Annotated in this window: 18 protein-coding genes; 12 read left to right on the top strand and 6 right to left on the bottom strand. The window is 71.4% G+C overall.

The annotated features are described in order from the left end of the window. The first annotated feature begins 45 nt into the window (after nt 1-45). The 6 genes from ACFHWT_RS03370 (at nt 46) to ACFHWT_RS03345 (ending at nt 6,465) form a co-directional block, all read left to right on the top strand. The gene (locus ACFHWT_RS03370) at nt 46-1,011 is read left to right on the top strand and encodes an aldose 1-epimerase family protein (RefSeq protein WP_416593082.1); all 966 of its coding nucleotides are present in this window, start codon (nt 46-48) and stop codon (nt 1,009-1,011) included. Further along, complete coding sequence (locus ACFHWT_RS03365; RefSeq protein WP_282234490.1) at nt 1,011-1,631, top strand: nitroreductase family protein; 621 nt, start codon at nt 1,011-1,013, stop codon at nt 1,629-1,631. The genes ACFHWT_RS03370 and ACFHWT_RS03365 overlap by 1 nt, the downstream gene beginning before the upstream one ends. Before the next feature lie 171 nt (nt 1,632-1,802). Then, entirely contained in the window at nt 1,803-2,114 is a 312-nt protein-coding gene (locus ACFHWT_RS03360; protein ID WP_123606308.1) for a type II toxin-antitoxin system VapB family antitoxin, read from the top strand. Nucleotides 2,115-2,185: 71 nt separating this feature from the next. After that, nucleotides 2,186-2,962 (top strand): DUF4230 domain-containing protein, encoded by a 777-nt coding sequence (locus ACFHWT_RS03355; RefSeq protein WP_416593081.1) that lies wholly within the window; start codon nt 2,186-2,188, stop codon nt 2,960-2,962. A 224-nt stretch (nt 2,963-3,186) separates the two neighbouring features. Then, entirely contained in the window at nt 3,187-4,413 is a 1,227-nt protein-coding gene (locus tag ACFHWT_RS03350; protein ID WP_416593080.1) for a glycosyltransferase family 2 protein, read from the top strand. A gap of 300 nt (nt 4,414-4,713) precedes the next feature. After that, the gene (locus ACFHWT_RS03345; protein WP_416593079.1) at nt 4,714-6,465 is read left to right on the top strand and encodes an arabinofuranosyltransferase; all 1,752 of its coding nucleotides are present in this window, start codon (nt 4,714-4,716) and stop codon (nt 6,463-6,465) included. A 45-nt stretch (nt 6,466-6,510) separates the two neighbouring features. Here ACFHWT_RS03345 and ACFHWT_RS03340 read toward each other — a convergent pair whose 3' ends face one another. Then, entirely contained in the window at nt 6,511-6,717 is a 207-nt protein-coding gene (locus ACFHWT_RS03340; protein WP_416593078.1) for a PspC domain-containing protein, read from the bottom strand. 405 nt (nt 6,718-7,122) lie between these two features. Here ACFHWT_RS03340 and ACFHWT_RS03335 point away from each other — a divergent pair, with 405 nt between their 5' ends. Beyond that, entirely contained in the window at nt 7,123-9,249 is a 2,127-nt protein-coding gene (locus tag ACFHWT_RS03335; RefSeq protein ID WP_416593077.1) for a DUF5941 domain-containing protein, read from the top strand. Next, on the top strand, nt 9,246-11,459 hold the full coding sequence (locus tag ACFHWT_RS03330) for a bifunctional glycosyltransferase/CDP-glycerol:glycerophosphate glycerophosphotransferase (RefSeq protein ID WP_416593076.1): 2,214 nt from the start codon (nt 9,246-9,248) through the stop codon (nt 11,457-11,459). The genes ACFHWT_RS03335 and ACFHWT_RS03330 overlap by 4 nt, the downstream gene beginning before the upstream one ends. A gap of 31 nt (nt 11,460-11,490) precedes the next feature. Here ACFHWT_RS03330 and ACFHWT_RS03325 read toward each other — a convergent pair whose 3' ends face one another. Then, entirely contained in the window at nt 11,491-13,089 is a 1,599-nt protein-coding gene (locus tag ACFHWT_RS03325; RefSeq protein ID WP_416593075.1) for a glycosyltransferase family 2 protein, read from the bottom strand. 65 nt (nt 13,090-13,154) lie between these two features. Between ACFHWT_RS03325 and ACFHWT_RS03320 the strand changes: the two genes are divergently transcribed. From ACFHWT_RS03320 to ACFHWT_RS03310, 3 genes are all read left to right on the top strand, one after another. Then, the gene (locus tag ACFHWT_RS03320; RefSeq protein WP_416593074.1) at nt 13,155-13,697 is read left to right on the top strand and encodes a hypothetical protein; all 543 of its coding nucleotides are present in this window, start codon (nt 13,155-13,157) and stop codon (nt 13,695-13,697) included. Further along, entirely contained in the window at nt 13,694-14,872 is a 1,179-nt protein-coding gene (locus tag ACFHWT_RS03315; RefSeq protein WP_416593073.1) for a glycosyltransferase, read from the top strand. The genes ACFHWT_RS03320 and ACFHWT_RS03315 overlap by 4 nt, the downstream gene beginning before the upstream one ends. Nucleotides 14,873-14,934: 62 nt before the next feature. Further along, complete coding sequence (locus ACFHWT_RS03310; RefSeq protein ID WP_416593072.1) at nt 14,935-15,504, top strand: hypothetical protein; 570 nt, start codon at nt 14,935-14,937, stop codon at nt 15,502-15,504. Nucleotides 15,505-15,557: 53 nt separating this feature from the next. Here the strand turns inward: ACFHWT_RS03310 and ACFHWT_RS03305 are convergent, their stop codons facing one another. The 3 genes from ACFHWT_RS03305 to ACFHWT_RS03295 form a co-directional block, all read right to left on the bottom strand. After that, nucleotides 15,558-16,427 carry an AraC family transcriptional regulator gene (locus ACFHWT_RS03305; RefSeq protein ID WP_416593071.1) on the bottom strand — a complete coding sequence of 290 codons (870 nt, stop codon included), beginning with the start codon at nt 16,425-16,427 and terminating at the stop codon, nt 15,558-15,560. 114 nt (nt 16,428-16,541) lie between these two features. After that, nucleotides 16,542-17,039, bottom strand: a complete 498-nt coding sequence (locus ACFHWT_RS03300; RefSeq protein WP_416593155.1) for a GNAT family N-acetyltransferase — start codon at nt 17,037-17,039, stop codon at nt 16,542-16,544. Nucleotides 17,040-17,085: 46 nt separating this feature from the next. Then, nucleotides 17,086-17,460 carry an ArsR/SmtB family transcription factor gene (locus tag ACFHWT_RS03295; RefSeq protein WP_416593070.1) on the bottom strand — a complete coding sequence of 125 codons (375 nt, stop codon included), beginning with the start codon at nt 17,458-17,460 and terminating at the stop codon, nt 17,086-17,088. Between the two features lie 79 nt (nt 17,461-17,539). On the opposite strand from ACFHWT_RS03295, the gene ACFHWT_RS03290 reads away from it, so the two are divergent. Further along, nucleotides 17,540-18,007 (top strand): ArsI/CadI family heavy metal resistance metalloenzyme, encoded by a 468-nt coding sequence (locus ACFHWT_RS03290; RefSeq protein WP_416593069.1) that lies wholly within the window; start codon nt 17,540-17,542, stop codon nt 18,005-18,007. Nucleotides 18,008-18,015: 8 nt separating this feature from the next. Here the strand turns inward: ACFHWT_RS03290 and ACFHWT_RS03285 are convergent, their stop codons facing one another. Then, entirely contained in the window at nt 18,016-19,731 is a 1,716-nt protein-coding gene (locus tag ACFHWT_RS03285; protein WP_416593068.1) for an ATP-binding cassette domain-containing protein, read from the bottom strand. Between the last annotated feature and the right edge of the window lie 12 nt (nt 19,732-19,743).

Raw genomic sequence — 19,743 nt, 5'->3', positions numbered from 1 at the left:
TCGGCGGGTGACCCGCGAGCTGGTTTGAACCGTTATCGTCGCCGCATGGACAACGTCGATGCACGTCCGGGCCCGCCGTCCGGAGCGCAGTGGACGATCGCGGCGGACGGGCACGAGGCCGTCGTGGTCGAGGTGGGTGGCGGGCTGCGGGCGTACCGCGCCGGTGGGGTCGACTACGTTGACGGGTACGCCGAGGACGAGCTCTGTGTCGGCAGTGCCGGCCAGGTTCTGGCTCCGTGGCCGAACCGGATTCGCGACGGCCGCTACACCTTCGCCGAGGTCACCCGGCAGCTGCACCTGTCCGAGCCGGACCGGCACACCGCGCTGCACGGGCTGGTCTGCTGGCTGCCCTGGCAACTGATCAGCAAGACAGCGGACGAAGTGGTGGTCGGCTGCACCCTCTTCCCACAACCCGGCTACCCGTGGTCGCTGGTGCTGCGTACCCGCTGGGCGGTCGGCGCCGACGGACTGCGGGTGACCCATCAGGTGACCAACGCCAGCGCCGAGCCGGCACCGTTCGGGCTCGGGGTCCATCCGTACCTGCGGCTGCCGGACACCGCCGTCGACGACCTGACCCTGCACCTGCCGGCCCGCAGCCGGCTGCTGGTGGACGGCCGACTGCTGCCGATCGGTGCGGCCAAGGTAGCCGGTGGCGAGTACGACTTCACCAAGCCGCGGCGGATCGGTCCGGTGGTGCTGGACACCGCGTTCGGCGATCTTGACCGGGATTCGTCGGGCGGCTCTGCGGTCCGGTTGTCCAACCAGGATGGATCGGAAGGCGTGACGATCTGGGCCGATGCCGCCTTTGGCTGGTGGCAGTTGTTCAGCGGGGACACTCTGGCGGAGCCGCGCTACCGGCGGTCGGTGGCGGTCGAGCCGATGACCTGCCCGCCGGACGCGTTCCGGTCCGGGCGGGATCTGATCGTTCTGGCGCCGGCCGAGACCTGGCAGGCGAGCTGGGGCATCCGGGCGGGGCAGGAGCCGGCGGGACCGGGACCGGAGGGCCGGTGATGGAGTTCCGCGACGCGGTACGTCGGCGGCGGATGGTCCGCAACTACGATCCGGACCGCCCGGTACCGCCCGAGATCGTCAACCGGTTGCTGGAGCACGCCATTCACGCGCCGTCGGCCGGGTTCTCCCAGGGTTGGGCATTCCTGGTGCTGGACCGGCCGGACGACCGGGCGGCGTTCTGGGCGGCGACCACCCCGGTGGCGGCGGACCCGGACACCGAGCGGCGCAGCCGCTGGCTGGCCGGCATGACCCAGGCACCACTGATCATCGTCCCGCACGCCAACCGGTCGGCGTACCTGGACCGGTATGCCCAGCCGGACAAGGGTTGGACCGACCGCGACGAGGCGCGCTGGCCGGTGCCGTACTGGCACATCGACACCGGGTTCGCGGCGTTGCTGATGCTGCTGACCGCCGTGGACGAAGGGCTCGGAGCCTGCTTCTTCGGTATCCCGCCGGAGCGCACACCGAATTTTCGGGAGGCGTTCGGCGTGCCGGACGAGTTCGTCCCGATCGGTGCGATCACCGTCGGCTACCGGGCACCCGACACGCGTTCCCCGTCGCTGCGTCGCGGTCGCCGTCCGGTCGACGAGGTGGTTCATCGTGGCCGGTGGAACGGTTGACCGGGGCCGGTTGCGGGCGGTGACGCTGCGGTACGGGCCACAGGATCGCTCCGATCGGTCGCGGCAGGTCGCTACGCTGGCAGACGCGCTGGCGTACGGTGGCGTCCGGCCGGCGGGTGGCGGTTCGGCAGACAGACGGTTCGGTAGGCGACATGGGAGGAGCGCGCCGTCGTGATCTTCAAAGCGGTGCGGGACGGTCGTCCTTACCCTGAGCACGGTCTGACCCTGAAGCAGTGGGCAGAGATTCCGCCCCGCCCGCTGCGGCTCGATCAGCTGATCACCACCAAGCGGGAGCTGGCGCTGGACAAGCTGCTCGCCGAGGACTCGACGTTCTACGGCGACCTTTTCCCGCACGTGGTCCAGTGGAACGGCGGTCTCTACCTGGAGGACGGCCTGCACCGTGCCCTGCGGGCCGCGCTTCAGCAGCGCAACCAGATCCACGCCCGGGTGTACCTGCTCATCCAGCAGCGGGCCGCCGGCTGACCCTGCCCGCCGGCCGGCTCCGGATGCGGTTGTCGTACCGGGGCCGTACGGTGAGTCCAGACGTCCCGGCGGTGGGCCGGCGTCTGGTGAGGACGGTGATGTGGATGTCCCGTAGCGGCGATGTCAACACTCCTACTCGGGAATTTCCGGAATATCCCGACGGTACGCCGGAGCCGGTCGGGCCGGCTAAGCCGCCGGCGGAGTCCGGCGGACGTCGGCGCGGGCTGCTCGGGCTCGCCGCCATCGTCGGCCTGGTCGTGGTGCTGCTGCTGTCGACCCAGGCCGCCGGGTTGCTGCCGAGCTGGCGCAACCCCTTTGCCCAACAGGAGACCGATCGCACCCAGCCGCCGGTGCTGCAGTCGATCCAGGATCTCAGCCGGTTCGTCGCGGCGGAGGGCAACTATCAGGTTGTCGTCGACCTTGAGCAGGACCGACGGCACGTGCCCGATTTCCTGCTCAACGAACGGACGCTGTTCGTCGGGGTCGGGACGGTCGAGGCGTACGTCGATTTTGGGCAAATCGGTGAGGAAACCATATCTACCTCTGAGGATGGGCTTTCTGCGCAAATCGAGCTGCCGGCCCCGCAGCTGACCGAAGCGGATCTCGATCTCGACAACAGTTACGTCTTCGCCGAGGATCGTGGCCTGCTGAACCGTCTCGGTGAGGTGTTCGGCGGTGACCCGAACCGGCGGCAGCAGGTCTACCAGTTGGCCGAGGACCGGATCGCGGCCGCCGCCCGGGAGAGCGGGATCGCCGGGCGGGCCGAGGAGAACACCCGCAAGATGCTGACGGGGCTGCTGCGCTCTCTGGGATACGAGGAAATCTCAGTAACCTTTGTGACGCCGTAGCCATTTCGCAAGCTGAAACCGCCCGTAAAGGGTGGTGATCCGCCGGGCCGAATCATCCTTCGGTCCGGCGTTTTCTGTCCAGGGGCGGGCACTCGTTCCGCGTGGGTCGCGCTAGAGTGCAGTCGAGGGCCGGATCCGCGATAACGGCGGGCCAGACAATGAAATTGACTCATGACTGGTACGGCGGCCTGACTGTGGTCAGTCTCTAATTCGGGGGTGCACCCGTGGCGCGTTCGGTGCGCAACGACGAGGTCGAGGTCACGGTCCTTCTGCCGTGTCTGAACGAGGCGGAGACGCTGGAGGTGTGCATCCGCAAGGCCCGCCGGTCTCTCGACGAGCTCGGGGTCCGGGGCGAGGTCCTGGTCAGCGACAACGGCTCCACCGACGGCTCGCAGGAAATCGCCGTACGCGCCGGTGCCCGGGTTTCGCACGCCCCGATGCGCGGCTACGGCGGAGCACTGATCAACGGCGTCGAGCAGGCCCGCGGTCGGTACGTCATCATGGCCGACGCCGACGACTCGTACGACCTTTCCGACCTTCGACCTTTCATTCATGAATTGCGGCGCGGTCGGGACGTGGTGATGGGTAACCGGTTCCGCGGCGGTATAGCCGACGGTGCGATGCCGTTTCTGCACCGTCATCTCGGCAACCCGGTGCTCTCCTGGCTCGGCCGTCGGCTGTTCAACCTGAATGTGGGTGACTTTCACTGTGGGATCCGCGGCTTCAACCGGGACCGGGTCCGGCAGTTGCAGCTCTGCATGCCGGGCATGGAATTCGCCTCCGAACTGGTCGTCCGGGCCGCGCTCAACGGCTACGACATCACCGAGGTTCCGACCACGCTCCGTCCCGACGGCCGGAGCCGGCCACCCCACCTGCGGACCTGGCGGGACGGCTGGCGTCACCTGCGGTTCCTGCTGGTGTTCGCCCCCCGAAAGATGCTGATCTGGCCCGGTGCGGTGCTGTTCACGGTCGGCCTGATCGGCACCGTCACGTTGGCCGTCGGCCCGTTGGTCGTCGGCGGGATCGGGTTCGACGTCAGCACCCTCGTCTACACCTGTCTCGCCATGCTGGCCGGCGCACAGCTGCTGCTCTTCGGAGCGTTCGCGCTGATCTACGGCAGATACGAGGGCATCACCGACCTGCGACAGTCCGACCGGTGGAGCCGGTACGTCAGACTGGAGACCTGCACGGCCGGCGGGATCGCGTTGATCCTGCTCGGTCTGGCCGGCACCATCCTGGCGGTCGCCACCTGGGGGGCGACCGGCTTCGGTGCCCAGGACGCGAGTGACACCATGCGGGTAGTGCTGCCCTCCTCGACCGCGATCGGCCTCGGCGCGACACTGATCTTCGCCGGGCTCTTCTCCAGCCTGCTCAGCCTGCGGCGGGTCTCCGTCGCCGTGGCCGATCAGCAGACCTCGGAGCTCGGCCCGCTGGTCGTCAGCACCCACTGACCAGGACGGCCCGCCGATTCACGACACGGCCGGCGCGCGTCACGACGACGATCGGTTCCGCGGAGCACCATGACTGTCGAGACATCCCCGGCCGGCACGGGCGAGCCACCCGGCCGGGAGGCAGGTTCGCCCGGCCGGGAGGCATCGGGCCGAATCCCGGAGCAAGACAATCCGGACGGATCTCGTAGACCGGAGCCAGGGCCAGGGCCAGGGCCAGGTCGGCCCTGGGCCAGCCGGTCGCGGTCACTGGCCGGCCGGCCGGGGCTGCTCGCCGTACTGACCTGGCTGGTGGCCACACCGGTGGCGGTCGTGCTGCCGTCGGTGGCGCGCGCCGACCCCTTCACGGTGGCCGGTCGGGCGTTGCCGGTCGCCAGCGGCCTGCTGCTGGTCTGCCTCGGCGGACTGGCCGCTGCCGCCGTACGGCGATGGCTGCCGGCCGCGATGCCGGCACTGGCCGGAGTGAGCGCCGGCCTGGCCTCGGCCTGGCTGGCGCTGATCCTGCGGGCCGCGCTGTACGGCACCCCGTTCGGCTTCGGCGGCCTGTCCGGGGACATGCTGCGGATGACCGCCACCGCCACCCGGTACACGGTCACCGTGGCCAGCGCGGACACCACGGTGTCCGGGCTGCCGTCGGAGTATCCGCCGCTGTATGCCTGGCTGGTCGGCCGGGCGGCGGTGCTGCTCGACCAGCCGGCCTGGCGGTTGCTCGGCGACGCCGAGGTGCTGTTCGTCTCGGCGTCGGTGCTGGTCGGTTTCCTGCTGTGGCGCCGCCAGGTGGGTCCCTGGACGGCGCTGGCGATTTCCTGCGCGGGGGTGCTGGCCTGGTCCGACCCGCGAAAAGCGTACGAGGTCCTCGCTTTGATGATCTTTATCCCGTGGGTGCTGGAGACCTTCACCCGTCCGCCGCGCAGCCGGCTGCACTGGCTGGCCTCCGGGCTGCTCGGGGGTCTGCTGGTGGTGCTCTACCAGGCCTGGCTGGTCTACGCGGCGCTCGGCCTCGCGGTGATCGTCGGGTCGGCCTGGCGGGCCGAGCCGGACCGGTGGGCGTACCTGCGGCGGCTGCTGCTGGTCGCCGCAGTCGCCACCGTCTCGTCGGCGTGGTACGTGCTGCCCTACCTGTGGGCGTTGATCACTACCGGCGGCGGGCAGCTGGTTTCCGACCTGTTCGTGTCGCCGTACTACCTCGATGGCCTGCTGCCGTTCCTGGAGCGAGGTGACCTGCCGCTGCGTGGTCTGCAGCTGGCCGGCCTGGTGGGGCTGGTGTGGCTGATCCGGTCGACCTGGTGGGCTCGGCCGCTGCTGCTGATCGCCGCTGGCGCGTTCGCCTACCGGCTGCTGTCGATGGTGCGGTTCATGCTGACCGGGCACACCGCCTTCGCGCACTACACGGCCCGGCTGTACGGCGTGGTGCTGGCCGTCGCCGGGGTACTGACCCTGGTGCACGTGGTGCCGCTGCTGCTGCGCCGGCTGCGGATCAGCCCGCCGGTCGGAATGGCCGGCGTGCCACTGGCGGTGCTGCTGGCCTGGGCGGTGCCGGTCTACTCGACGAACTGGATGCCGGGCACCAACGGCTCCGGTCCGAGGTACGCGACGGCCGCGCACGCCGAGCCGCTGCCCGGTGGCGGCTATCCCCGGTACGCGCCCGACACCGGCCGCGCCGACTGGTTCCCGGTCGAGCCGGTACGTCGAGCGGTAGAGCAGGTCACCGGGCCGGACCCGGACCGGGTCACGCTCAGCGTCGACGAACGGCTCTTCTCGTACCTGCCGTGGCCCGGTTACCTGAGCAACGACCGGACCGCGGCGGGCACCCTGTCCCGGTGGGACGAACGCTGGGCCGAGCTGCGCGACCTGGCCGACCAGGAGGACCCGGCGGCGTTCGCCGCCGAGTCGGCGGCGACCGCGTTCGGGCCGATCGACGTCTTCGTCCTGACCCGGGACGGCGACGAGCTGATCTGGCAGGACCTGCGGTTCCACCGTGACCAGTTCGACGAACGGTACTGGGTGGTCCGTGACGACCTGCCAGGACAGGTCGTGGTCACGGTCCGTCGGTGATCGTCGTCGGCCGTCCCCCGGGCGGGCGGTGCCCGGGTTGGGTGCTCAGTACGACGTGGCGAGGTTAGGGTCCTCGTTCGGCATGACGATCCACAGCGCCAGGTAAATGATCACCTGGGTGCCGGGCAGCAGCAGGGAGAGCAGGAAGATCAACCGCACCATTCCCGCTGAGATGCCGAACCGTTGGCCGAGCCCGGCGCAGACGCCGGCGATCATCCGTCCGTTGCGGGGACGTACCAGTTTGCGGCTCATCGGGCGCTCCTTCGGGGTGTCGTTGCTGGCCGGTCTGCCACATTCCACGGTAGGTGCGCCGGGACCCGGTGACCTCGGTCCACGGACCGATTCGCGGCGTGGCTCCCGTACGGCGTTACCCTGACCGATTCAAGATCATTCAGCGGCCGAGCCAGAGCGGCGTCATCTCACGGACGTGCGAGCTACCCGCATTGTTCACCGACTGCTAATCTTGCCGGCGTTGCCCTCGCCGACGGTGCCCCCACCCTCGTCGGCAGGTTCGGGCGACGACACCCCTCGGAGCGCCTCGCGCGCTCGTCTAGACGGAAGCGCGCGAATGTGACACTGGCGATCCTGATTTCGGCGAACCGGGCTCCTGCTACCCCGACCAGCGTCGATGCCGGAGAGTTGCACACAGTAAGTGGGTTGTCGCTTGACGATCGCCTCCGGGAGCAGCTCGTTGCGGCCGGCGCCGCCGAGGTACGGACGGCGGAGCCGGCCGCCGTCGCCGACCTCGTCGAGCGGGCCGCCGGGCCGGTTCTGCTGTGCGCCACCGACGTGGTCGCCCACACCGAGGTGATTCGACTGCTCTCCGTGGCGCCGGCCGAGACCACCCGGGCGCTGCTGCTGCCCGCTGTGGACGGATCCGGTGGCGGTCGGGCCGCCGCCGTCAGCGCTCTGCGCGGTCGGATCGTCGCCGTCACCCCCGACCCAGCCACCACTGACCCAGCCACCACCGACCCGGCCGGTGCCAGTTCGGCCGGCGCCGGCCGGCTCCCGCTCTTCGGCGGCGTACTGCGGGTCGGCGTCGGTGACTTGTCCGCGTTGGCCACGGCGGCCCGGGCCGCCGCTACTCGGCGGCTGCCCCCGGGCACCCATCCGCTGGACGCGATCCTCGCCGAGTTCGTCGCCGACGGCGCAGCCGTCGGGGCGTACCCGTTGCGGCACCTGGTGGCCCGGCGGGTGGCCGACCCGGTCGGTCTGTCCGACGCCGAGGCCCGGATCCGTGCCGTCGACCCCGACCGGGCCCGCCTGCGCCTGGTGGTCAAGGAACAGGACGACCTGTTCGCCACCTATTTCGTGAGCAGTTGGTCGCCGATAGTTGCGAAGGTCGCGGCCCGGATCGGGCTGAGCCCGACCGGGGTCACCGCGATCTCGGTCGCGTTCGCCGCCGCCGCCGCGCTGTTGTTCGCCGTCGGTGACCGGCCGTTGCTGCTGCTCGGCGCGGTCCTGCTCTATCTCGGCTTCGTGCTCGACTGCGTCGACGGCCAACTGGCCCGCTACACCGGCCGGTTCAGCGCGTTCGGCGGTTGGCTGGACACCATCGCCGACCGGGGCAAGGAGTACCTGGTCTACGCGGGGCTCGGCGTCGGTGTACACCAGGCAGGACTGGCCGACGGGTGGGCGGCCGACGGGTGGGTGCTGGCTACCGCCGCCATCGTGTTGCAGACCGTCCGGCACATGACCGACGCCTGGTACGGGGCGCTGCACGACGAAGCCGCCCACCGGCCGCGGAGCCAGCCGGCCACCGGCGCGTCGGTGGCCGGGGTCGGCGGTCGGCTCAGCCAGGCCTCCGACCGGGTGCTCGCCGCGCCGCGCTCGCCGATCTACTGGGCGAAACGGACCATCGTCTTCCCGATCGGCGAGCGGTGGGCACTGATCGCCGTCACCGTGGTGCTGTTCGGCCCGCTGGTCAGCCTGTGGGCCGTACTCGGCTGGGGAGCGATCGCGGTTCTCTGGACACTGTGCCTGCGGACCCTGCGGGCCCGGTCGATGCGGGTCCCGGTGCTGGCGGCGGTGGACACCGCGAACTACCGCGACGACGGTTTCGTGGCCGGTGGGATCGCCGGTCGGCTGACCGGTCGGTCCCCCGCCGGGCAGTTTCCCCTCGCGGTGGCCGCCGCCGGGACCGCCGCGATCCTGCTGGCCCTGACCACGACCGGCACGCTGTCCGGTGCCGGTGCTGTCCTCGTCGGCGCGGCGGCCCTGCTGGCGGCCGGCTCGGCCAGCGCGGCCCGGCCGGCAACCGGCGCGCTCGACTGGCTGGTGCCAGCGGCGCTGCGGGCGGCCGAACTTCTCTTCGTCGTCGCGGCCGGCGTGGTCGCCGGCGTGCCGGCCGCGGTCACCTACGGACTGCTGCTGATCCTCGCCCTGCACCACTACGATCTCACCGCCCGGCTGGAGAAACGGCTCGACGGACCGCCGCTGCGCCGGTGGAGCCTCGGCTGGGACGGCCGAATACTGCTGCTCGCCGCCGCCGCTGCCGCACCGATGCTGCCCGCCCCCGGGCTGCCCGCGACGGTCACCCCGGTCGCGGTGACCACCGGTGTTGTTGCCGCGTTCGCCGGCTACCTGCTGCTGCACTTCCTCGTGACCGCGGTGCTCGACCACCGGCCGTCAGCACCGGATCGAGCAGCGGACCATCGCCCGCCGGGCGCCGTCGCCCGGATTCCGGCACCCCGCCGGCCGCCGGCCGCCATGCCGGCCGGTCCGGCTCCCTCCCTCCACCCCGCCGGCCGCCCCGCCGGCACGATCGCAGGTGATGACCGATGACGTTGATCAGTATCGTTGTGCCGGTGTACAAGGTGCAGGGCTACCTGCGGGAGTGCCTTGACTCCATCCTCGGGCAGTCGTTCACCGACGTCGAGGTGATCGCGGTCGACGACTGCTCGCCGGACACCTCCGGGCAGATCCTCGCCGAATACGCCGCCCGCGACCCCCGGCTGACGGTGCTGTCGCTGCCGGCCAACGTCGGCCTGGGCAAGGCCCGAAACGCCGGCCTGGACGCGGCGACCGGCGAGTACGTCTGGTTCCTGGACAGCGACGACTGGCTGACCGATGGCGCGCTGCGGGCGGTCGCCAACCGGCTCCGGGACACCACGCCCGACGTGCTCATCGTCGACCACGTACGGGTTTTCTGGAACAACTACCAGGCGGCTAGCGCGCTGCGCCAGGCGTTCCCGACCTCGCCCGGCGCCGAGGTGTTCGACGTACGGACCCGGCCGGAGACGCTCAAGGTCCTGCACACCGCCTGGAACAAGGTCACCCGCCGGGAGTTCCTGGTCGATCTCGGGCTGCGGTTCGAGACGGGCTGGTACGAGGACGTGTCGTTCACCTTCCCGCTGCTGGTCGCGGCCGAGCGGATCACCGTACTCGACCGGGCGTGCGTCAACTACCGGCAGCGCCGCACCGGGGCGATCACCCGGACCCGCAGCGCCCGGCACTTCGAGATGTTCGACCACTGGAGCCACACCTTCGACTGGTTGGACGCCCGCGGCCCGCAGGCCGATCCGGTCCGGCCCGAGCTGTTCGGTCTGATGATCTCCCACTATCTGATGGTGCTGGGACACGGCGGTCGGCTGCCCCGCGAGCTGCACCGGGAGTTCTTCGCCCGGGCACACGCCGACTACCAGCGGCGGCTGCCGGCCGGTGGCTATCCGCAGCCGGACGGCGTGGAAGGGCTGAAGCGGCGGCTGCTGGCCGCCAACCGGTGGCGTACCTTCGCCGCGTTGCGGGTCGGTCAGCAGGTCCGCAAGCAGCTGCCCTCGATCGCCCGACGCTTCGGCCGGCCGGTCAAGCGGCGGCTGATCAACCTGGCCCGGGCCGGCCGGCGGACGCTGCTGCGCGGCTACTACCGGCTGCAGCTGCGGCTGCCGATGGACGAGTCGCTGGCGCTGTACGCCGCGTACTGGTATCGCGGCTACAGCTGCAACCCGGCGGCGATCCACGCCAAGGCGGCGCAGATCGCCCCGCAGATCAAGAGCGTCTGGGTGGTCCGGCGGGACCGGGCGGCGAGCATGCCGCCCGGGGTGCCGTACGTCGTCGCCGGCACCCGGGGCTACTACCGGGCCCTGGCCCGGTCGAAGTGGCTGATCAACAACGTGAACTTCCCCGACTACGTGCGCAAGCGGGCCGGCTCGGTGCACGTGCAGACCCACCACGGCACGCCGGTCAAGGTGATGGGCCTGGACCAGCAGCGGCACCCGATCGGTGCCACCTCGATGAACTTCTCCCTGCTGCTGCGCCGGGTGGACCGGTGGGACTACAGCGTCAGCGCCAACCACTTCTCCACCCAGATGTGGGAGCGCGCCTACCCGGCCGGATTTGAGTCGCTCGACACCGGTTATCCGCGCAACGACCGGCTGGCGCTGGCCACCGCCGCCGAGGTGGCCGCTGCCCGCGAGGCGCTCGGCATCGCTGCCGGCGAGCGGGTGGTGCTCTACCTGCCGACCCACCGCGAACACCAGCCCGGCTGGCGGCCCGACTTCGACGCCGACGCCTTCGCCGAGGTCCTCGGCCCGGACGCCTGGCTGCTGATCCGCAGCCACTACTTCCACGACCGGCAGCGGACCGGCCGGGCGCCCAACGCCCCGGCCAGCGGCCGGGTCCGCGACGTGTCGGCGCATCCGGTGGTCGAGGACCTGTACCTCGCCGCCGACGTGCTGATCACGGACTACTCGTCGGCGATGTTCGACTACGCGATCCTGGACCGACCGATCGTGATCTACGCGCCGGACGCCGCGGCGTACGCGATGGCGCGGGGCGTCTACTTCGACATCACCGCGGAACCGCCGGGAGCGGTCGCCACCACCTTCGGCCACCTGCTGGACGTGTTCCGTACCGGAGCGGTCGACGACGATGCCGCGACCAAGGCCCGGACCCAGTTCCGGGGGCGGTTCTGCCACCTCGATGACGGGCACGCCGCCGAGCGGGTGGTCCGCCGCGCGTTGCTTGGCGAGCCGGCACCGCCGGCCGCCAGCTGATTTTGAGGTGGGGCGGGCGGCCGGTGGTCGGTCAGCTGTCGGTACGGCGGGACGTCAGCCGCCGCCGACCGGACCGGGCCGTCCGCCATGCCCGGCGGAGCAGGTTCCGGCTCTGCCGGGCACCCATCTCGGACAGCCACTGCGGGCTGCGGGCCAGGGTGCCGGCGGTGCCGTCGGTGACGACCAGCGTCGGCCCGGCGGAGTCCGGCGTCAGCCAGAGCACCCGGGTGCCGACCCGGGTCGGTCGGGTGCCGAGGGTGCCCCGCCCGCCGCGCTCCGGACCCGGTGGTACGGCGTACTCGCGGCCGCTGTCCCGGACGACCAGCCGGACCGGGTACCGGCCGGGGGCCAGCTCGCCGGCGGCCAGCCGGCAGGACCAGCGCAGATCGTTGCTTCTGCGGTACTCGACGGTGACCGGTTGGCGGAGCAGTCCGTCACCGATCTCCAGCAGCAGGTCGGAGCGGACCTGACCGGGTTCACCGTCGATGCCGGCACAGCGCACCGTGCCCTGGACGGTGACTGTCGGACCGGTACCCGGCCCACTGCCGCGCAGGCCCTGCACACTGACCGTCACCTCACGAATCCGGAGCAGATCACGATAGGTGTCGAAGTCGGGGTGCCCGAGGTAAGGCTGGCCGGCGTTCACCCGCAGCGGTCGACTGGAACGTGGCCGGCGTACCGTCGCGGCATCCTGCTCGTAGATCGCGACGGCGCGCAACCCGGCCCCGGCGTTGCCGACGAACTCGCTGGCCAGATGGATCGGGATGTCCTTGAAGAGGCTGTGCATCCGGGCGGTGAACTCGGCGAGCTGGTCGTCGTCGCAGCCGGCGGCCGCCCGCCACGCGTAGTGCAGCTGCACGTAGGCGATCCATCGGTGCACCGCTTCGCGGTCGTCCGGGCGCAGGTCACGCACCTCGTCGGCGAGCCGCTCGATGATGGTCAGGTGCTGCATGATCCGGGCCGGCTGGCTGCGGGAGTCCATCAGCGAGGAATTGTCCCCCCGTTGCCGGTAGAGGTAGCTCAACCGGGGGGTGAGGATCGTCCGGGGTGATCTGGCCAGTAATGGAATGGTGAACAACACGTCCTCGAACGTGGTGCTCTCGGTGAACCGGACGCCGACCGCGTCGACCAGATCCCGGCGGAAGATCTTGTTGCAGGCCGACGGGTTGCCGACCAGATCCGGGGCGTGCGCGATGTGCTCGACCACCCGCTCGCCGACGAGCAGTTCCCGCCGCCAGGCGGGGTTCGGCCGGGGCGGCAGCCCTTGCATGTCGCCGACGGCGATCGCCGCCTCGTGGCGATCGGCGAGCCCGGTCAGGTGACTGAGCGCCCCGTCTGGGTAGATGTCGTCCGAGTCGAGGAATGCCAGGTAGCGGCCGGTAGCGAGGCGTACGCCGTGGTTGCGGGCCGCGCCGAGTCCGGCGTTGTCCTGCCGCACGTAACGCACCGCGGTGGCCTGGTCGGCGTACCGCTGGGCAATCTCGGCTGACCCGTCAGTCGAGCCGTCGTTGACCACGACGACCTCGATCAGGTCCCGGCCAGGCTGGCGTTCGATCGATCCGAGCGCTTCCGCGAGCCACTTCTCTGTGTTGTAGACCGGCACGACGACGCTGACCGTCGGGGATGGCACCGCGTTCACCTCACGTCACGACTGGGTAATCTGGATCGGTGACCCTTATGCGTAGAGTACGTCGCGTGCTGCGTCCGGCACGGCGGATGGTCGGTCGGTTGCAGCGCAGGGCCGGCCGGCCGGCGGCGCAACTCTACAGCCCGAACGTTACTGCGAGCGACGTTCGTCTGATCGCCGGCATCGCCGAGCGCAAGGGCGATCGTCCCGGCGTGACGGCCGCCCTGCTCCGGTTGGTGCAGCGCGGGGCGGCGAACGAGACCGAGCAGCGGCGGGTCCGGTCCGTCGGCGTCGGTGCACCGGCCCCGGTCGCCGACCCGCCGCCCGCCGGTCGACTGGTCGGCGACGCGGTCCGGCTCACCCTGCACCGACCCGATCCCGCAGCCCCGATCGAGGCTACCGTCACCGGCCGACCCGCACCGTTGTCCTACTGGCGTCCTGCCTGGGCAGGGCTGCCGTCCGACCTGCGAGACCAGCTCACCGCCAGCGTCCTCACCCGATTCGCGGCGACCGGCGGCGTCACCGAGGTGCGCGCCGGCGACCTGGCCAGCGCATCCGTCGCCCGAGCGGTCGCCGCCGGCACCGGCGCACGGTACGGTGGGCAGCCGTGATCGTTCCCTGGCGCCGTGGCACCTCGGCCGGACACCTGCTCGACGACGCGTTGAGCGCGCTGGCCGCCGCCGACTGGTCCGACACCGACCGCCCCCCGGTCGCCTGGTTGCACTGGCCGGTCGACATGGCCAACCCGTACCAGTCGTTGCTGTACAGCCGGTTCGCCCGGCACAACCTGACGCCGATCCGGGTCCGCCGGCTCGACCAGCTGGACAAACTGCTGCCCGCGCTGCCCGACGGCATCGGCCGGGTGCTGCACGTGCACTGGCTCTACGACGTCACCTCCGGTTGCACCACCACCAGCCAGGCCGAGGCGGCGGTCGATGTCTTCGCCAAGCGGCTGGACACCCTCCGCGGTCAAGGCGTACGGCTGGTCTGGACGGTGCACAACCTGCTCCCGCACGAGACCGTGCACCGGGCGACCGAAACCCGGCTGCGCCAGGTGATGCTCGCCGCCGCCGACGTGGTGCACCTGATGCACGACAGCCACCTCGACATCCTGCGCGATGCCTTCGGTGCCGAGCCACGGCGCGTGGTGATCGCCCCGCACCCCACCTTCGCCGGTGCCTACCCGGACTGGGTGGACCGGCCCGCCGCGCGCAGCCACCTCGGCATCCCGCTCGGCGCCCGGGTGCTGGTCACCTTCGGGCAGGTCCGGCCGTACAAGGGGCACGGCGACTTTCTCGACGCGCTCGACGTCGCGGTCCGGCAGGACCCGCGGCTGCGCTGGCTGGTCGCCGGCAAGGTACGCGAGGAGGCCGGCGGCCCCGAGTTCATGCGCCGGGCCGCCGAGCACCCGGCGGTGATCTTCCATCCCGGCTTCGCACCCGACACCGACGTGCAGTACTTCCTGCGGGCGGCCGACGCCGCCGTCTACCCGTACCGGTCGTCACTGAACTCCGGCGCGCTGGCGCTGACCGCCGGATTCGGCCTGCCGGCGTACGTGTCGGCCGGCACCACCGTCGGTGGCCTGCTGCCGGACGCCGCGCTGCGCCGGTTCGATCTGTCCGATGCGGACAAGACCGCCGAGACGATCACCGAGTCCGGCGGGGCGTGGGACCGTGCCGAGTCGGTCCGCGCGGCGGTCCGCGACCACGCCGAGGATCTGGCCCCGGCGAAGGTCAGCGCCCGGTTCGCGGCCGAGTTGCGGCGGCACCTCGACCCACTGGCGTGACACGTACCTGGCCGGTGTGCCCGCGTACCTAATGGGATCGATTGGTGGCTAGTCTTGTCGGCATGTCGAGCCCCGTTCCACCGGTGCCTCCGTCCGGTCCGGACCGCAGACTGGTGTGGGCGTCCGACGAGGTGCGGGTCGGTATCGCCGAGCAGGTCCTGCCGCTGCGGGACCGGCAGGCCAGGCCGGCGACGGCCGTACGGGCGGCGGTGTTCGTTTACGTCTTCACCTGGCCGCCGGCCTTCGTCGTCTTCGCGGTGACGACGGCCGCCGCGCCGACGTCCACCAACCACGCCAGCGTCGCGACGACCGCCGTCTGGGCACTGCAGTTCGCCACCCTGATCGCGGTCTGGGCGGTGGTCGGGGCGTTGACGTCGCGGCGGGCCACAGCGCCCGACGGGGCCGATGACGCCCCACCGGCCCGCCGGGTGCTGCTCCGCGCGTCCGGCGGCGCGCTGGTCACCGCCGGAGGCGCGGCACTGGTGCTGGCGCTGCACGGACTTTCGATCGGTCAACTGGCAGTGCCTGCCGGCATGCTCGTCGTCGTCCTGCATCTGCTGCCCGTACTGGTCGCCCGGCTGCTGCGTCGCCGTCGGCGCGACCGGGCCGATACGCCGGACCCGGCGACGTGACCGTCCGTGCAACTGCCGTCCGGCCTGTCAGCTCCGTCCGTCAAGCCTGCCCGTCAGTCCGGTTCGACAGGCAGCCACAGCTCGCAGGTGGCGGTGCTGAAGTCGGCGGCACGTTCGAGGAAGGCCACCATCGATGGACCGGGCCGCAGCCGCCACGGGTTTGACGGGAACCACTCGGTGGCGGTCGCGGCCCAGGCGGCCTGCAGGGTCTGCGGGTGCGGCCCGGCGGTACGGAACACCGCCCAGGTGCCGGCCGGCACCTCGAGGGTTTCGAGGTCGGTGGGTACGGCCGTGTCCGTGTCGATGGCGACCCCGTGCAGGTAGGTGAGCTCGCTGCCCTCGGTGCTGTCCGGGTTGAGGTCGTGGAGGACCTGCAGCAGTCCGGCCGGCTCAGCGTTGCCGAGCGACTTCAGCCGGGAGTGCTCCTGGGCCGGTAGCGCGGCGATGTGCCGCTGGATGTGCGGGTTGACGCCGTGGTGGATCAGCGGGACCCGGGCCGCGTGTCCGACGAGCCGGAACGCGGGCCGGTCGACGATTCGGGTGTGCATCGGGGTGTTCCCTTCGACGGTCAGGCGGAACCTGAGCTGTGACTGGGTGCGAAGGGGGCCTCCGCAGCGGCGGACGTCACCCGGGCCGACACCGTGTACGGCCCGGAACGCCCGTCCGAACGCCTCCGTCGAGCCGTACCCGTACCGGACGGCGATGCTCAGCAGATCGTCGCCGCCGCGAACGAGGTCGGCGGCGGCGACGGTCATCCGGCGGCGGCGGATGTACTCGGACAGTGGCATGCCGGCCAGCGACGAGAACATCCGGCGCAGGTGGTACTCGGTCGTGCCGAGCCTGCCGGCCACCGCGTCGACGTCGAACTCCTCGGTCAGGTGCTCTTCGACGAGGTCGACCAGACGGTTGAGTGCCGAGATCACGAGGCCTCCCTTCGCCGTTCAGCCTGGCCGAGGCCACCTCGGCGGCGCCCGACTTCTGCGGCCCGATCCGATCATCCGCGACCGGCCCGACCCGTAGCGCCGCCGGTCGGAAGGTCAGCCGATGATCGGGCTGCGGCGTTCGAGGAGGACGACGTCGCGCCAGCGGCCGTGATGACGGCCGATGCGTTCGCGGGTGCCGATGGTACGGAAACCGCACCCGTGGTGCAGGGCGATGCTGGCGGTGTTCTCGGGGAAGACTCCGGACTGGATGGTCCAGATGCCGGCCTGTTCGGTCGAGGCGATCAACTGCTGGAGCAGCAGCCGGCCGATGCCGCGCCCGCGGGCATCGGGGTGGACGTAGACCGAGTGCTCGACGACCCCGGCGTAGACGCACCGGTCCGAGACTTGGGCGCAGGCCGTCCAACCGAGGACGGTGTGCACCCCGGCGGCGGGGTCGACGGCGACCCAGCGGTGGTCCGGCGGGCGGGCGGCGGTGAACCTGTCCCAGGGAGGCGGCTCGATCTCGAAGGTGGCGTTGCCGGTGGCGATGCCGAGCCGGTAGATGTCGAGTACGGCGTCGCGGTGCGCGTCGGACATCGGGGCGAGGATCATCGGCGGTGCCTCGTCGGCGGCGGTCACCGGGGCGCTCCGGTAACGGTCATCGGGTGACTCCGGTAGCGGCGATCGGGACGTCGAGCAGCTGGGACAGGGCGGCGAGCCGGGCCGGGACGATCCAGTAGTACACCCAGGTGCTGCGGCGCTCACAGTCGATCAGACCAGCCTCGCGCAGCACCTTGAGGTGGTGCGAGATCGTCGGCCCGGTCAGGGTGAACGCGTCCGTCAGGTCGCAGACGCACACTTCGCCGCCGGCCTGGGACGCGATCAGGGACAGCAGCCTCAGCCGTACCGGGTCGCCGAGGGCCTTGAAGCCGCGGGCCAGGCTGGCGGCCGCGTCGTCGGTAAGCGCCTGGTCGGTCAGCGGGGGGCAGCAGCTCGACGCGTCCAGCACGACCGGCAACTCTTGTCTTGACACTCGTCTAGTTTGACAATCGTCGAGTCAGCCCGCAAGCTCGTTGTCTAGATGCTCGTCTAATCAACCTGGGAGGTGCGGGATGTCCCGTGTCCAACTGGCCCTGCGCGTCGCCGACTTGGAAGCGTCGGTCGCGTTCTACAGGAAGCTGTTCGGCGTCGAGCCGGCCAAGCGGCGGCCTGGCTACGCCAACTTCGCGATCGCCGAGCCACCGCTGAAGCTGGTGTTGCTCGAAGGTGCCCCCGACCAGCCGACCGTGTTGGACCACCTTGGGGTCGAGGTCTTCGACGGCGCGCAGGTCACCGCCGCGACCGACCGGCTCACCGAGGCCGGCCTGATCACCCTCACCGAGAACGACACCTCCTGCTGCTACGCCCTGCAAGACAAGGTGTGGGTCCGTGGCCCAGGCAACGAGCCATGGGAGGTGTACGTCGTCAAGGGCGACTCCGACGACATCGGCGCGTCCGGCGTCGCCGACGCCTCGGAGACCTCGGCGGAGCCCGCAGCCGTCGGATCAATCAGCTCGCCTGCGGGCGGCTGCTGCTCGTAGGAGTCCGTTCACCCGACTCCGACCGCCAGCCGGGGCCAGTGGTGCAGGTCGCGCAGCAGTTGACGGTCGTGCGAGGCGACCACCACCGCCGCGCCGGTGGCGTCGAGCGCCGCGACGAGCTCGTCCACCAGAGCGATCGACAGATGATTGGTCGGCTCGTCGAGGATCAGCAGATCGGGGCGCTCGGCGAGGCGCGTCGCGAGTTCCAGCCGGCGCAGCTGACCCGTGGACAGCCGGCTCACCGGCGTACTGCGGGCCGCACGGTCGAGCAGGCCGAGGCCGGCCAGCGGGACGGCCTCGGCCTGCGCCAACCGCCCATGGGCGATCAACCGGGCCACGTGGTCGTCGTACGCCCGGGCCGCCGAGTCGGCGTCGGCCAGCCGAGGCGACTCCTGAGTCACCAGCGCAACCCGGGTGTCCGACGATTTCCGTACGGTGCCGGACGTGGGCTCCAGGGTGCCGGCGAGCACGGCGAGCAGCGTCGACTTGCCGGCCCCGTTCGGCCCGGTGACCAGCAACCGGTCCGCCGGCCCGAGGTCCACCGACATCGGCGTTTCGAGGCGGCCGGCCACGGTGACGTCGACCGTGACGACCAGGCGTGGGCCGGTGCGGCGCGACCCGGCCCGGCCCAACCGTGGCACGCGCAGCTCAAGCGGTGGCTCCGGCACGGTTATCTGGTGCGCCTCGAGTGCGGCCCGTTGCCGGTTCACCGCCTGGACCACACCGGGGGTCCGGGTCTGCCGCTGATGTTTGTTGGTGCCCTTGTCCGGGCGCCACCCGGTACGCAGCCGGGTCTGTGCCTGGGCCAGCGCCTCCTGCAGCCGGCGTCGATCATCCTGCTGGGCGGCGTACTCCTGCTCCCAGCGGGCCCGCTCGCGGACCCGCCCCTCTCGCCAGCCGGCGTATCCGCCGCCGTAGCTGCGCGGCCGCCCATCCCGGCTCGGGTCGAGGTCCATCACCTGGTTCGCGACGTCGGCCAGCAGCGCCCGGTCGTGGCTGACCACGACCACGCCGCCCCGGTGCTCGCCGAGCCGGCGGGTGAGGAAGTCCAGTCCGCCGCCGTCGAGATGGTTGGTGGGTTCGTCGAGCAGGAGCAGGTCGAGATCCGCGCCGAGCAGGCAGGCCAACCGAATACGGTACCGCTGCCCGACCGAGAGGGTGGCCAACGCCCGGTCACGGTCCCGGCTCGCGTCCAGTGCGGCGATGGCGACGTCCAGGTGCCGGTCGGCGTCCCATGCGTCGAACGCCTCACACCGGTGCAACGCGGTGGCGTACGCCTCGTCGGCGCCGGGCACCCCGTCGGCGAGGTCGGCGGTGGCCCGGGTGAAGGCGGCCAGCGCGGCGTGCGGGGCGGCGAGCGCCGCGTCGAGCAGGTCGCCGACAGTCGATTCGGGGTCGCAGTCGAGTTCCTGCTCGGCGAGGCCAAGGGTGCCGACGCGGTGCGCGGTACCGGCGTCGGGGGTGAGCCGCCCGGCGAGGGCATGCAGGAGGGTGGTCTTGCCCCGGCCGTTCTCGCCGACGACGGCCAGCCGGGTGCCGGCGGCGACGGTGAGGTCGACCTGGTCGAGAACCACCCGTCCACCGCGTACGACGGTCAGCCCGGCAGCGGTGAGCTGGGCGTTCTCGCGGGCGGGGAGAAGATCGCCGGCCTCGGCGGGAATCTGGTCGTCGGCCGGGTTGGCGGTGCTGGCGGTTGCAGTGGCATCAGGGTGCTGCGTAGGCACGGGGTTCTCCGC

It is taken from the genome of Micromonospora sp. LOL_021 (assembly GCF_048060215.1).
In the GTDB taxonomy this organism is placed as follows: domain Bacteria; phylum Actinomycetota; class Actinomycetes; order Mycobacteriales; family Micromonosporaceae; genus Micromonospora_E.
Note: the sequence above shows the minus strand (reverse complement) of the source record. Positions and strands in the feature narration are given on the sequence as shown.